The 12,614-nt window shown below is 70.0% G+C and carries 14 protein-coding genes; 8 read left to right on the forward strand and 6 right to left on the reverse strand.

Annotated elements, in window-relative coordinates; all coding sequences use genetic code 11:
- The 4 genes from D472_RS29550 to D472_RS0119005 all read right to left on the reverse strand — a co-directional run.
- The coding region (locus D472_RS29550; protein ID WP_152448009.1) for a LysR family transcriptional regulator at positions 1 to 150 on the reverse strand (150 nt) is incomplete at its 3' end.
- Positions 151 to 361: 211 nt separating this feature from the next.
- Positions 362 to 1,411 carry an aldo/keto reductase gene (locus tag D472_RS0118995; RefSeq protein ID WP_017606052.1) on the reverse strand — a complete coding sequence of 350 codons (1,050 nt, stop codon included), beginning with the start codon at positions 1,409 to 1,411 and terminating at the stop codon, positions 362 to 364.
- Positions 1,412 to 1,448: 37 nt separating this feature from the next.
- A complete protein-coding gene (locus tag D472_RS0119000) occupies positions 1,449 to 1,772 on the reverse strand; it encodes a putative quinol monooxygenase (protein ID WP_017606053.1) in 324 nt (107 codons plus the stop codon).
- A gap of 153 nt (positions 1,773 to 1,925) precedes the next feature.
- Positions 1,926 to 2,399 (reverse strand): phospholipase D-like domain-containing protein, encoded by a 474-nt coding sequence (locus D472_RS0119005; RefSeq protein ID WP_017606054.1) that lies wholly within the window; start codon positions 2,397 to 2,399, stop codon positions 1,926 to 1,928.
- A 269-nt stretch (positions 2,400 to 2,668) separates the two neighbouring features.
- Between D472_RS0119005 and D472_RS0119010 the strand changes: the two genes are divergently transcribed.
- Positions 2,669 to 3,898, forward strand: coding sequence for a PucR family transcriptional regulator (locus D472_RS0119010; RefSeq protein WP_017606055.1), 1,230 nt, complete (start codon positions 2,669 to 2,671; stop codon positions 3,896 to 3,898).
- Positions 3,899 to 4,076: 178 nt separating this feature from the next.
- On the opposite strand, the gene D472_RS0119015 is transcribed toward D472_RS0119010, so the two are convergent.
- Positions 4,077 to 5,042: an LLM class F420-dependent oxidoreductase gene (locus D472_RS0119015; protein WP_026117859.1), complete on the reverse strand. Its 966-nt coding sequence runs from the start codon at positions 5,040 to 5,042 to the stop codon at positions 4,077 to 4,079.
- Positions 5,043 to 5,238: 196 nt separating this feature from the next.
- On the opposite strand from D472_RS0119015, the gene D472_RS0119020 reads away from it, so the two are divergent.
- The 4 genes from D472_RS0119020 to D472_RS0119035 all read left to right on the forward strand — a co-directional run bounded on the left by D472_RS0119020 (position 5,239) and on the right by D472_RS0119035 (position 8,600).
- Positions 5,239 to 5,769, forward strand: a complete 531-nt coding sequence (locus D472_RS0119020; RefSeq protein ID WP_026117860.1) for a YbhB/YbcL family Raf kinase inhibitor-like protein — start codon at positions 5,239 to 5,241, stop codon at positions 5,767 to 5,769.
- A gap of 357 nt (positions 5,770 to 6,126) precedes the next feature.
- The gene (locus D472_RS25980; protein ID WP_017606058.1) at positions 6,127 to 7,227 is read left to right on the forward strand and encodes an ATP-grasp domain-containing protein; all 1,101 of its coding nucleotides are present in this window, start codon (positions 6,127 to 6,129) and stop codon (positions 7,225 to 7,227) included.
- Complete coding sequence (locus D472_RS0119030) at positions 7,224 to 8,012, forward strand: 3'(2'),5'-bisphosphate nucleotidase CysQ family protein (RefSeq protein ID WP_017606059.1); 789 nt, start codon at positions 7,224 to 7,226, stop codon at positions 8,010 to 8,012. Before D472_RS25980 ends, D472_RS0119030 begins: the two co-directional genes overlap by 4 nt.
- A gap of 126 nt (positions 8,013 to 8,138) precedes the next feature.
- On the forward strand, positions 8,139 to 8,600 hold the full coding sequence (locus D472_RS0119035) for a DUF1707 SHOCT-like domain-containing protein (RefSeq protein ID WP_026117861.1): 462 nt from the start codon (positions 8,139 to 8,141) through the stop codon (positions 8,598 to 8,600).
- A gap of 58 nt (positions 8,601 to 8,658) precedes the next feature.
- Here D472_RS0119035 and D472_RS0119040 read toward each other — a convergent pair whose 3' ends face one another.
- Positions 8,659 to 9,153 carry a DUF3145 domain-containing protein gene (locus tag D472_RS0119040; protein ID WP_017606061.1) on the reverse strand — a complete coding sequence of 165 codons (495 nt, stop codon included), beginning with the start codon at positions 9,151 to 9,153 and terminating at the stop codon, positions 8,659 to 8,661.
- Between the two features lie 369 nt (positions 9,154 to 9,522).
- Here D472_RS0119040 and D472_RS0119045 point away from each other — a divergent pair, with 369 nt between their 5' ends.
- The 3 genes from D472_RS0119045 to D472_RS0119055 all read left to right on the forward strand — a co-directional run.
- A complete protein-coding gene (locus D472_RS0119045; RefSeq protein ID WP_017606062.1) occupies positions 9,523 to 10,047 on the forward strand; it encodes an RNA polymerase sigma factor in 525 nt (174 codons plus the stop codon).
- Positions 10,044 to 10,442 carry a hypothetical protein gene (locus D472_RS0119050; protein ID WP_017606063.1) on the forward strand — a complete coding sequence of 133 codons (399 nt, stop codon included), beginning with the start codon at positions 10,044 to 10,046 and terminating at the stop codon, positions 10,440 to 10,442. The genes D472_RS0119045 and D472_RS0119050 overlap by 4 nt, the downstream gene beginning before the upstream one ends.
- 184 nt (positions 10,443 to 10,626) lie before the next feature.
- Positions 10,627 to 12,614 (forward strand): CHAT domain-containing protein (locus D472_RS0119055; protein ID WP_017606064.1); only part of this gene is annotated, 1,988 nt, incomplete at its 3' end.

Raw genomic sequence — 12,614 nt, forward strand, 5'->3', positions numbered from 1 at the left:
GCGGGAGAAGAGCCGGTCCCCGAAGAGCTTGCGCAGCTTGCCGATGTGCAGGGACACGGCGGCTTCGGAGACGCGGAGCTCGTTGGCGGCGCGTTTGACCGATCCGAGACGGACGACGGCCGAAAAGGCTCTGAGCTGGGTGGGGGTCATCGGGCTTTTCCCTCACGGGAGCCCTTGGTGCGATGACGACCCGGAGCTACCGAGGGCAGGGCTGGGCAGGGTGCCCGGTGCCTGGGGGAGGGCATGGCGGCCTTTCGGGCGGGGGTGGGAGTCAAAATAGGTGACCCCCGATACCCGGACAAGGGACTTCCGACCCAAAAGGGGCATCAGGCCCTCATGAACCCCACCGGCCCCAGGGCCTTCAGCTCTTGGAGGCCGTGGCTCCCCACCAGATGTTGATGTCCGAATCCACCGCCCACCGGTCGATCTCGCGCAATTCCTCCTCGGTGAAGTCCGCGGACTCACTCGCCCGAAGGTTCTGCTCCAACTGCTCGACGCTGGATGCTCCGATCAGCGCCGTGGTCACCGTGCGCGGCCCCTGGTCGCGCAGCACCCAGGAGATCGCCATCTGCGCCAGGGTCTGGCCGCGTTCGAGAGCGATCCGATTCAGCGCACGGACCCGGTCCAGGACCTGTTCGGTGAGCATGTTGTCGCGCCAACTGGGCCGGCCCACCCCGGCGCGGGAGTCGGCGGGCACCGCCCCGTCCAGGTACCGGTCGGTGAGCAGCCCTTGGGCCAGCGGGGAGAAGGCGACCACGCCCATCCCCTCGTCGGCGGCCGCCTCCAACAACCCCTCCTCAACCCAGCGATTGAGCATCGAATAGGAGGGCTGGTGCACGACCAGGGGCGTGCCCAGATCGCGCATGATGGCGGCCGCCTTGCGGGTCAGTGAGGGCCCGTAGGAGGAGATGCCCGCGTACGTCGCCCGCCCGGACACCACCGCGTGGTGGAGGGCCGTCATGGTCTCCTCCAACGGGGTGTCCGGGTCGGGCCGGTGGCTGTAGAAGACGTCGACGTGGTCCAGGCCCATCCGGGCCAGGGAACGGTCCAGCGAGGACAACAGGTACTTGCGCGAGCCGCCCTGTTGGTGCGGCCCCGGGCCCATCACCCACCCGGCCTTGGTCGTGATGACCAACTCGTCCCGGTACCGACCCAGGTCCCGGGCCAGGATTCGACCCAGATTCTCCTCGGCGGCACCGGGCGGTGGCCCATAGTTGTTGGCCAGGTCCCAGTGGAAGACGCCCAGGTCGAAGGCGCGGCGCAGGATACGACGCTGCCCCTCCAAGTCCCGGTCGGCGCCGAAGTTCTGCCACAGTCCCAGCGAGAGGCGCGGCAACCGCAGCCCGCTCTCACCACAGGGGCGGTACTCCAGGTGCTCGTACCGGTCCTGACTCGCCACGTAGGTGTCCAACGCCCGTTCCCCCTCAGCCGTCTCGCCCGTCCCCGGGCTACTCGTCGATGGTGAGTTCGCCCATCCGGTCCCAGCCCTGGCCCTCCACGACGCGACTGACGATCAGCGGGGTCTCGGCCAGCAGCGGCTTCATCGCGGCCAGGCCGGCCTTGAAGTGTTCACTGTTGACGTGCGCCTCGCCGGCGCCGTCCTCGAACGCCTCGACGAGCACGAACTCGTCGTCGCGCTCGACGCTTCGGGACCACTCGAACCACAGGTTGCCGGGCTCGGCGCGAGTGGCCGCGGTGAAGTCGGCGACCGCGTCGAGGAAGCCGTCTACGGCCTCGGGCTTGACCCGGTACTTGACGACGATGAGGATCATCCCGCTTCTCCTTGCTCTTGGTGCCACGGGGCACGCGATGCCGCCGTGCCCCATGGCACCACTCTTCCAGAAGACACGCGGGTCGGGTTCCACCGGCTCGTCCGGCGGGGTGTTCGTCGCCTCACCCACGCCCGTGACGCCGGCCGTCGAGGGTCAGGCGCCGCCGAGGGTGGTGCCGGGCACGCGGGTGGCGCGCCATTCACCGTCGGCGGACTCGCGCACCTCCATGGCGCCCACCTCCTCATCGGGATGTGTGAGGGAGACGGTGGCGATCTCGGTCTCGCCGTCCAGGTCGGTGCCCAGCTCGACCTCACCGATCTCGATGAGCTCGGGTTCGGGCAGATTCGCCCTGTAGTCGGGGAACGCGGTGAGGCAGTCCTGGGCGTCCTCGCCCTGGGCGATGACGGCGGATTGGGCGGGCTCGTCCATGAAGGCGCAGGCGGCCTCCGCGTCGTCGGCGTTCAGGGAGGCCACGAACCCCTCGGCGACGGCTCGGGCGGCCGCCTCGGAGCCGCCTTCGGCCTCGGCCTCGGAGGCGTCGTCGGGGTCGGGGGCGTCCTCGCCGCCTCCGCTACAGGCGGCCAGGGCCAAGGCCAGGGGGATGGAGCAGAGCAGGATGCGTCGCATGAGGGGGGAGCCTTCCAGGAGCGGGTCAGGTCGGTCGACGGGGTCGGCCTTGTCGCAACATTGTTACCGCATTCACCCGTTCGGTGACCAGCCGCGTTCGAGAACCAGGCAAAGCACCGGTCCTCCTTCTCTCAGGGCCGGGCTTGTCCGGGCGGGGCCACTCTGGTGGGATGGGAGGCGGTGACCGGCTTCACGGTGACCTTCTGGCGCACAGAGCACGCGCGGGCGTGCCTCGAACGGCTCCGCCGTGCGTCCGCGCCGGAGGTGAGATGACGTACCCACTTCGGGAGGGCTCCCACCAGGCCCCACAGCCGAACCTGTCCGCGAAGCTGGGCGCGCGACTGCGCCCCTCGGTCCCCGCTCTGGTCGAGCAGGCCGTGGACGGGATCCGTCGACGCGTCGAAGCCGACTCCCACCACCTGGACCCCGAGCACGTCGAAGCGATCCGAGAGGCGATCGGTACGGCGGTGCACACCTTCCTGGACCGGATCGAGCACGGAACGGACGCCCAAGGGCGTGACGTGCTGGCCCGGACCTTCCGTTCCTTCGGTGCGAGCGAGGCCCGGCACGGCCGTGGTCTGGAGTGCCTGCACACGGGGATGCGCATATCGGCGGCGGTGGCGTGGAGCAGGTTGGCTCAGGTCGAGACGCTCGAACGCGACCACGTGGCGGCGTTGGGCGAGGCGGTCTTCGCGTTCCAGGAGGAGGTCTCGACGGCGGCCTCCCAGGGGTACGCGCAGGCGCGCGGGGCCGGGGTGGCGGCGTTGCGGCGCCGACGCTCGCGACTGCTGGGGGTGTTGTTGGCCGAATCGGGCACCGAACCGGAGGCCGGAGCGCTGGCCTCCCTGGCCCGGGCCGCCCGGTGGCGCTTGCCCGAACACGTGGCGGTCGCGCTGCTCCATCAGCAGGAATCCGGCGATACGCCCGCCCCGGTACTGCCCTCGGACGTACTGGTGGACCTGGAGCGGGTGGAACCGTGCGCGCTGGTACCCGACCCGGAGGGGCCTGGGCGGTCGCGGTCCTTGGAGCGGTCACTGCGGGGGGTCGGTGCGGTCCTGGGCCCCACGGTCCCCTTGGCCCGGGCACCGGAGTCGTTGGAACGTGCCCGGGAGCTGGCGGAGCTGGTGCGTACGCGGATGGTCCCGGCGAGCGGGGTGCTGCGGTGGGGCGACCACCTGACGGAGCTGTTGCTGTCCCGGGACACCGAACTGGTGGCGGCGATGGCCCGCAGGCGCCTGGCGCCGTTGTCGGCGATGCGCGAGCCCCAGCGCGGCCGGATGGCCGACACCCTGCTGGCCTGGCTGGAATCGGGGTTCAACGCCAACGAGGCGGCCGAACGGTTGCGAATCCACCCGCAGACGGTGCGCTACCGGATGCGGCGGCTGGAAGAACTCTTCGGGCCCGACCTGCGCGAGCCCACCAAGCGCTTCGAGTTGGAGTTGGTGCTGCGGGCGCGGCGGTTCCTGGGACCGGTCGAGCTCGAATCCCGGCGGTCATGACGTACCGATTTCTCGGATCGATCTTGCCACCATGGTCACGGAATGCCTTTCCCTGGCCACCGGTGGCAAGATCGATCCGAATCATGGGCGAAGGCCCCGGAGCCCCCTACATACCGAACAGTCGGGATGTTCCCGTCACGCCGATGCGCACGCGAGAACACCCCGACGGTGCCCCGAATCAGCCCCGGGGCGCGAGCGCACGAAGAACGTCGGCCGGGTCCTGGGTGGGCGGGCCGATCGGCGCGATCACCGGCGTGCTCACCCCGGCCTCCACATAGGCCTCGATCCGCTCACGGCAGTACTCCGCGGGGCCGTGCACGATGAGGTCGTCGATCACGGAGTCGGGGATGGCGGCGAGCGCGCCCTTGCGGTCCCCCTCGTCCCACGCCTTCCACATGGGGCCCAGTTCCTCGCGGCCCAGCCATTCGTGGAAGGCCCGGTAGACCGGCACGTTCAGGTAGGCGGAGATGGCCCAGCGGCCGATCTCTCGGGCGGTCTCGGCGTCGGTGTCGGGAATGGCGAAGATCCGGGCCACGATCTCCTTGTCCTCGCCGAACTCACGGACGATGGGCGCGACCGTGCGCACGTCCTCGGCCCCGAGCCAGTTGATGATGGCCCCGTCGGCCTCCCTACCGGCCAGGCGCAACATGCCTTGGCGCAGGGCGGCGATCAGGATGGGAGGCTGTTGCTCGGGGACCGCGCCGAGGGTGAAGCCCTTGACCGTGAAGGTGTCGTACTCGGCCTTGACCTTCTGTCCGGTGAGCGCCTCGCGTAGGAAGCGCACGGTGTCGCGGACCTTCTTGTAGGGCTCCTCGAAGGGGATGGAGTTCCACCTCTCCACGATGACGTTGGAGGAGGTGCCCACGCCCAGGGAGAATCGGCCCGGAGCGGCGGCGGCCATGGTGGCGGCGCTCATCGCCAGGGTCGCTGGGCCACGGGTGTAGGCGGGCACGATCGCGGTCCCCAGGCGCAACCGGGGCGCCCAGACACTGGCCAGGGCCAGTGGGGTGAACGCGTCGGTGCCATTGGCCTCGGCCGACCAGGCGTCGGTGTATCCGAGGTCGGGCATCGACTCGAAGAGGGTGCGCTGATCGGGGAGGGGAACACCCTCGAGGGGGACGGTGATGCCCCAGCGGTCGCTCATGACGGCTCCTGTCTCGGTGGGCCGGTCCGGCACGCGGAACCGAACCGGATTCGTTCAGACGTGGCACGACCGTACAACGCCGCCCCTACCGCGGAGTAGACCGCCTCCGCCGGCGCGTTCGAAACCGCTTCCGAGCGGTGCGGGGCGTATGTTCGGTAGCGCACGAACGTCCACGAGACCGAAGGAGGCCATCACCGTGGCCACGCCACCCTCCCCTTACGACTTCCTGCCCCGGGTCGAGCCTTTCACCCTCACCAGTGATGACGTGAGGGACGGGCAGACCCTGCCCAAGGCCCAGGTCAGCGGAATCATGGGCGCCGGAGGCGAGGACGTCTCCCCACACCTGTCCTGGAGCGGCTTCCCCGAGGGCACGCAGAGCTTCGCCGTCACCTGCTTCGATCCCGACGCCCCCACCGCGAGCGGGTTCTGGCACTGGGCGGTGTGCGACGTCCCGGTCGGGGTGAGCGAATTGGCGTCCGACGCCGGCAACGGTTCGGGCCTGCCGGAAGGGGCCATCACGCTGCGCAACGACGCCGGGAGCCACCGCTACATCGGCGCCGCCCCGCCCGCCGGGCACGGCCCGCACCGGTACTTCTTCGTGGTGCACGCGGTGGACGTGCCGAGTCTGGGCATCGACTCCTCCGCCAGCCCCGCCTTCCTCGGATTCAACCTGTTCTCGCACTCGCTGGGTCGCGCGATCATCACCCCGGTCTACGAGCAGGAGTGATCTGAGGAGCGGTCTTCCTCGCGGAGGACGAAGGCACTTTCCGAGGCGTCTTCGCCCTCCGTCCCTTCTCGCGTGAGGACCCCGGTTCCCAAGGCCTCCGGGTACACGCGCGAGGGGTCCCCCGGTTCACCCGACAACCGGTTTCGGCCAAACACGGGTCCCACCGACCTCTTCCGGTCTAGGGTCGTGTCAGTCGGGGTTCACCCGTTACGGAGCGACGTCCGAGGTGAACCTCGGCTGAACGACCCCCGGGTCGGTTCATCCCCACCCTCACCCCGATCCGATCCGACGGCCGTTTGGAAGGGTTCTCATCCGGTGGCACAGCAGTCTTCGAGCAATGCGAGGCAACCGACGGTCGTGGTGACGACGGCGGGTTCGCCCTCCACTCCCGGGACCATCCTCCACCTACGCGAACGAGGTTTCCGAGTGGTGGCCACCGATATGGACCCCGCCGCCCCGGGGTTGTACCTGGCCGACCGCGGCTACCTCGTGCCGCCGGGCGACAGTGAGGCCTTCCTGCCCAGGATGCGGGAACTGTGCGCGCTGGAGGGGGCGGTCGCCCTCGTCCCCCTGGTGGACGAGGAGCTGGTCCGGGTGGCCGAACTGGCCGAGGACGGCGTGCGGGTGCTGCTGCCCCTCCCGGACTTCGTCGCCACCTGCCTGGACAAGTACGCGCTCATGCGACGGCTGGAGGAGGTCGGAATCGGAATTCCGCGCACCTGGTCGGCGGCGGAGTGGCCCGCCCACGAGGCCGACCACTTCCCGGACGGCCTCGTCGTCAAGCCGCGCAGCGGGCGGGGTGGCCGAGGGGTGGTGTTCGTCGACTCGGCCCGTGACATGGCCGAGGTCGTCTCCCAGAGCGGTTACGCGGCCGAGGAGCTGATCGTGCAAGAGCGCGTCACCGGGCCGGAGTACACGGTGTCGGTCGTGGTCTGGCGCGACGGTGAGGTGCAGGCGGTGGTGCCCAAGGAGGTCGTCCTCAAGCAGGGTGTGACCAAGTACGCCGTGAGCCGGCGCGAGACCGAGGTGATCCGGACCTGTCGGGCGATCCAGGCGACACTGCGCGCGGACGGCCCGTTCAACGTGCAGTTGTGCTTGGACGCGCAGGGCCGGCCCCGTGTCTTCGAGATCAATCCCCGTTTCTCCTCCACCGCGGCCCTGACGGCGGCGGCCGGGGTGGAGGAGATCGCGGGGTTGTTGCACCAGGTGGTGACCGATGGCCCCCGACTGACCGATGAGTGGCGCGAGGGCGTGGCGATGGTGCGGCACTGGAGCGACGAGTTCATCGGTGAGGACGAGTTCGCCTCACGCGGCGTCTTCCCGGTGCCTGGCCCCACCCGGCACGGTGCGGGGTCCGCGCTGTCCGGGCCGACGGGTGAGGCAGGGTCGGGAAAGACGGACGTGAGGGCTACGGCGGTGGTCGGGCAGTCCTCGGTGGTCGGGGTGCGCGCCCGATGAGTGTGCGGCATTCACTTTCGGCGGCCCTGGCCACGGCGGTCACGGAGGTCGGTCGTCTGTTGCGCGAGTGGCGTGAGGACCCCTCGGTGCGCAGCGGTGTGTGGCAGGGTGAGCAGTTCAAGGCCGAGGCCGACGCGATGGCCCACCGGGCGCTGGCCCGGCGGTTGAGGGCCATCGACCCGCACGTCCCGGTGGTGAGCGAGGAGGACCCCGCGTCGTTGTCGAACCCGCGGCCACCACGGTACTGGCTGATCGATCCGATCGACGGTACCGCCAGTTACGCGCACGGGTTCGATGGCTACGTCACCCAGGCGGCGTTGATGATCGGGGATCGACCCGAGGTGGCGGCGGTCTTCGCTCCACAAAGTCAGGTCCTGTACACGGCCGTACGCGGTCAGGGCGCCGCGAGGGATCGGATCCCCCTGTCCCGGCTGACTCCCGGCCCACCCGGGCAAGGCGTGCTCACCGACAACACCCCCGCGCCCTCCGGGATCGCCAGGCGGGTGTACGAACGCTTCGGCTACGGCGAGTACCTGGAGAGTGGCAGCATCTCGCTGAAGCTGTGCCTGATCGCGGAGGGCGCCGCCCATCTGTTCGTCAAGGACGTCGCGGTGCGTGATTGGGACGTGGCGGCGCCCGGTCTGGTCCTGTCCGAGGTAGGCGGTCGCCTGGCCCGATTGGACGGCACTCCGTTCCCCTACCGAGGCCGCTACGAACACACCGGCCTGGTGGGGGCGTCCGACCCTTCCACCTGCCGCGCCATCGCCCACTGGCTCGGGCTTTGAACCACCGCGACGAAGGCTCCCCGAGGGCCGGCGAAATGCCTCGCGAATCGCCTTCGGCCGGCTCTTTCGCGCGTCCGATACGGCACGTAGGGTGTGGTCATCGACTCGCGCCTTTGGGGGTGGGAAGTGGAGACCAGAAGTCTGCCGCCGAACCGGATGCGAGCCTCGGACACCGACCGAGACCTGACCATCGACCGTCTGGCGGTGGCGTTCTCCGAGGGGCGTCTGGACCACGACGAGTACGAACGTCGGGTGGGCGAGGCGTTGAACGCGGTATTGGTCGGTGAGTTGCGCGCGTTGACGGCGGACATCCCCTCTCCCCCGGTCCCGGCCCCTCGCTTCCACCATGGACGTGTCCGTGACACCCCTGGCGATCATCGTCCTCCCCCTGGGCTGCCATGGTCGGAGTGGGGACAGGAGTGGCGCTGGTGGGCGACGGCCGGTGGGTTGTTGACCGCTCTGTGGGGCGCGACCAGTGTGCTCGGTGGAGAATTGGTGCTGTATTGGCCGTTGATCCCCCTGGGGATCTGGGCGGCCGTGCTGCTCGCCTCGGCCATCTGGCCGGACGAGGCCGAACCTCCCTGCTGATCCGGGCTCGTCCCGCGGCGTGGGGTGGGTCCGCCCGGGGCCGGGGAAGGACGAAGGGTCAACCGACGGCGTGCAGCCAGCGCACCGGTGCGCCATCGCCGGCGTAGCGGAAGGGTTCGAGTTCCTCGTCCCAGGCCCGGCCGGTGAGCCGGTCGAGTTCGACGGCCAGGTCGCCGCCTTCCGCGGCGACCTTGTCCATGGCCGCGCGCAGCCGACCCTCGGGGACCAGGACCTCACCGGCGGCGCTGGTGATGGCGGTGAACACGCCGAGGGAGGGCGTGTAGCTGTAGCGGACGCCGTCGCATCCGGGCGACCCTTCCTCGGTCACCTCGAAGCGCAGGCGCTGCCACGAGTTCAACGCCGAGGCCAGTTCCCCCGCCGTCCCCGGTCGCCCCTGCCAATTGAGCTCGGCGCGGTGGTTTCCGGGTGCGGCCGGTTGGGCGACCCAATCGAGTTTCACGGGAACACCGACGACACCCGCGACCGCCCACTCGACGTGTGGGCACAGCGCCGCGGGCGCGGAGTGGACGTACAAGACGCCACGTGCGGACACCGAACCTCCTGTTACGAACGAGTGCGCTTCCCCGACGCCCTCGTACCACGAGAAGGTTGCATACCCGCCTGAATGCTTTTGTCCCATTGTGCCCCACAGGCACCTTGGAAACCATCTCGCACACCGGCATTTTCCAGTGTTCCCCACCGGTCCCGAACGCACAAGGATTAGCGTGTGTCCCAGGTGACGACAGGGAGTCCGATCATAGTGGGAGCCGGTGTGCCGGACCAGTCACGCGAGGACGTCCATCTCGGAGACCCTCGCCACGAAACGCCGCATTCATGCAGTTCAGGGGAGATTTTTCCCCCACTTTCGCCTGTTCCGGCCACATCCGGCCCCGAACCCTCCCCCTATTCGGACGCCGAACTGGTGCTGGCCGCTTGCGGTGGTGCCGTCGACGCCTGGGAGCGGATCGTGGACCGTCACCTGCCCATGGTGAACCGGATCGCCCGCTCCTACGGACTGCCTCGGCAGGACCGTGAAGACGCCGTGCAGACCGTCTGGCTCAGACTCAACCACCATCTGCCCCGGTTGCGTTCCCCGCACCGCCTCGGTGCCTGGCTGCGCAGGGTGACGCGCGACGTGTGCGGACGTCAGCGGGAGAAGTTGTGGAATCCGCTGCCGATCGACCCCGATCACCTGACCACTCACGCCGATCCCACCTCCCACGTCGAGGACGACTACCTGCGCAAGGAACGCGAAGCCGAACTCCACCGGGCCATCGACGCGCTCGATCCGACCGATCGCCGTGTCGCCCACCACTACCTGGACGACTCCCCCGGTCTCTCACCGCTCTCCCACCGCACCACCGCCAACGAGCGACGGCACCTGTTCCGTCGGCTCCGCCGCACCTTGGCGGCGCCGAACCGACCGAAAGGCGTACGTGACCCGTGAAGGACCCAGAACCCGGCCGGGCGGCGGCGTTGGCCGCCTTCGATCGCTCCCTCGACGGAGCCGCCCCGGCCCGAACCGTCCGCGACGCCATCTTCCGACCGGGTGCGCATCGCTCCGATGAGGACGGACCCACGACCGTGCTGCGCTTCGACCTCGACGGATCGACGATCGACCTACGGATCCGAGGTCGAGGGGACCTGCGCTCCCTCGCCGGCCTGATCGACGGCGACTTCGACCACGTGGAGGTGTTCCTGCGCCGCCCCGGCGAGAGGTCGCGTCTGTTCGTGGGGGTCGACGGCGCCTTCCACGCCACCGGTCTGCGCCCTGGCCCCCTCTCCTTGGTGGTGGAACGCCCAGAGCATCCCCTCGCGCTCACCGACTGGTTCAACATCTGAATAGGGGCCGACCGAAACTCGGGTGGATGTTCACTTCTACCCGTACGAACGCCCCCTCTTTTTCAGGACGAGTCCGGGTTCACCCTGCTTCGTTCGTCCACAGGTTCTCTCCGGGCTCTGTCGAACCCCTCCGAGCGCTGCTATCACTGGAGACGAGCGGTCCCACCGGTGAAAGGCGGCCGACGTGCCCCCCAGCGCGAAACCCCAACCTCCGCCCATCGAGAGCGTGGTCCTGCACGCCGCCCGCCCCCTGTTGGCCACCGTCGCCCACGGGGTGCGGCTGGCGCGCTCGGGTCGTTTCGAGGAGACCGTCACCCTGTTGGAGGACACCAGGTGGCGACTTCGTGGACACCCGGCAGCCGAACTCGCCCCGGTACTGCCCGGTGTGCTCACCGATCTGGGCCTGGCCCAGTCCCTGTGCGGCCGTTTCGGACCCGCGGAGGAGAACCTGCACGAGGCCCAGGCCTTGGCCGAGGAACGGGGATTGTCCCTGCTCGACACGGTCGCCCGACAGAATCAGGGATGTCTGGCCCTGTACCGGGGTGACAGCGCCGGCGCCATCGACACCTTTTTGGAACTCACCCACCTGGTCCCCTTCGACCGCCAAGAGGCGCTGCGCGTCGACCTGGCCGAGGCCTTGCTCTGCGAAGGGTTGGTGGAGGAGGCCGGCCGAACCCTGGCCGAGGCGCCCTGGCGCGACGAACTGACCGGCACCGCCCGCACCCTGGTGGAGGCCAAGCTCCACCTGTTGGAGGGTGACCACAGGGCGGCGCTGCACATGATCCGACGGGTCCGTCGGCGTACCGGACCGGGTTCCCTCTGGTACGGCCTGGCCTCCCGGCTGGAGCGAAGCGCCGAACGTACGCGCCGCGACCACCCCCTCGATCGTGCTCACACGGCTCTGGAGTGGCGCTCGCCCACCTCCGCCCGTACCGGCACGGACCTCGTCGCCACCCGTGCCCTGACCGCTCTGGCCGAACGCACGACCGATTCGTTCGGCGAGGGAACGAGTACCCGGCTCGCGCAAGTGCCCGTCCAGGCCCCCGCTCCGGTTCCGGGAACGAAGCGGGTCGGCCCCACCGGAAGGGCGCCGCTGCCCGGCCCTTGGTTGGGTGCGGGGATCAACGACCCCCACGTGCTCCGGGCCGGATTGGAGGGCGCTTTGGCGGCCGAGGACCCGGCGGCGGCCCTGGAGTGGGCGGAACTGGTCCGCCCGGTGGCCGGTGCCAAGACCCTGGCTTCGATGGCCGACCGGTCACCGGGAACGGATCCGGCGATGACCCGTCCATGGGTCACGCGAACAGGTGCGCGACATCCGGGGCCGGTCCTGGGACGGCTGTTCGACACCCTGGGCGATCGGGCGTTCGTGCACTACACACGGGCCGCGGATCAGGCGGTGGCCTTGGTCGCGGTGGCCGGCCGGGTGCGCGCGGTCCCGCTGGGCCCCCTGCTTCGGACGCGGCGATCACTGGCACGTCTGCGACATGAATATGCGACCGTAGCGGCCGGGAACGGCGTGGTTCGGGCCTTGACCGAGGTCGACGCGGCCCTGGTGGGACCGGTCTCACCCTTGGTCGAAGACCGCGCGCTGGTGGTCACCGGCGATGCCTACCTCGACGACCCGCCCTGGGGGTTGCTGCCCGGACTGCGTGGCAGGCCCCTCACCGTGGTCACCGGAGCCCGTGCCTGGACCGGGCGCGGGTGCCACACGGGGCCCCGGGTGCTGTTGGCGTCGGGCCCCGAGCCGGCCGGAGCCAGTGCGGAGGTACGTGCCCTGTCGGGGATCTACCCCGGCGCACGAGTGCTGGAGCGGGCACGGCGGCGACCGGTGCTGGACGCGTTGGCCGGAGCGGACATGGCCCACCTGGCCGGACACGGGCACGCCGATGAGCGCTCGGCCCTGTTGTCCCGGGTGGAGCTGGCCGACGGCCCCCTCCTCGCCCATGATCTGGTGCGGCTGCGCACCCCGCCGGTACTGGTCACCCTGGCCACCTGTTGGGGAGGGCGCGGTTTCCTCACCCGCTTCCCCGGTGGTTTCGCCGGAACCCTGGTGGCGATGGGAACGCGCACGGTGGTGGCCGGCCCGCTACCGATCGCCGACGAACGGACCGGAACGGCCATGCGGGCATTCCACCGGGCGCTGGCCGCCGGAGGCGAGGGGGCCGAGGCGGG

The sequence above is a fragment of the Nocardiopsis alkaliphila YIM 80379 genome (genome assembly GCF_000341005.1).
In the GTDB taxonomy this organism is placed as follows: domain Bacteria; phylum Actinomycetota; class Actinomycetes; order Streptosporangiales; family Streptosporangiaceae; genus Nocardiopsis; species Nocardiopsis alkaliphila.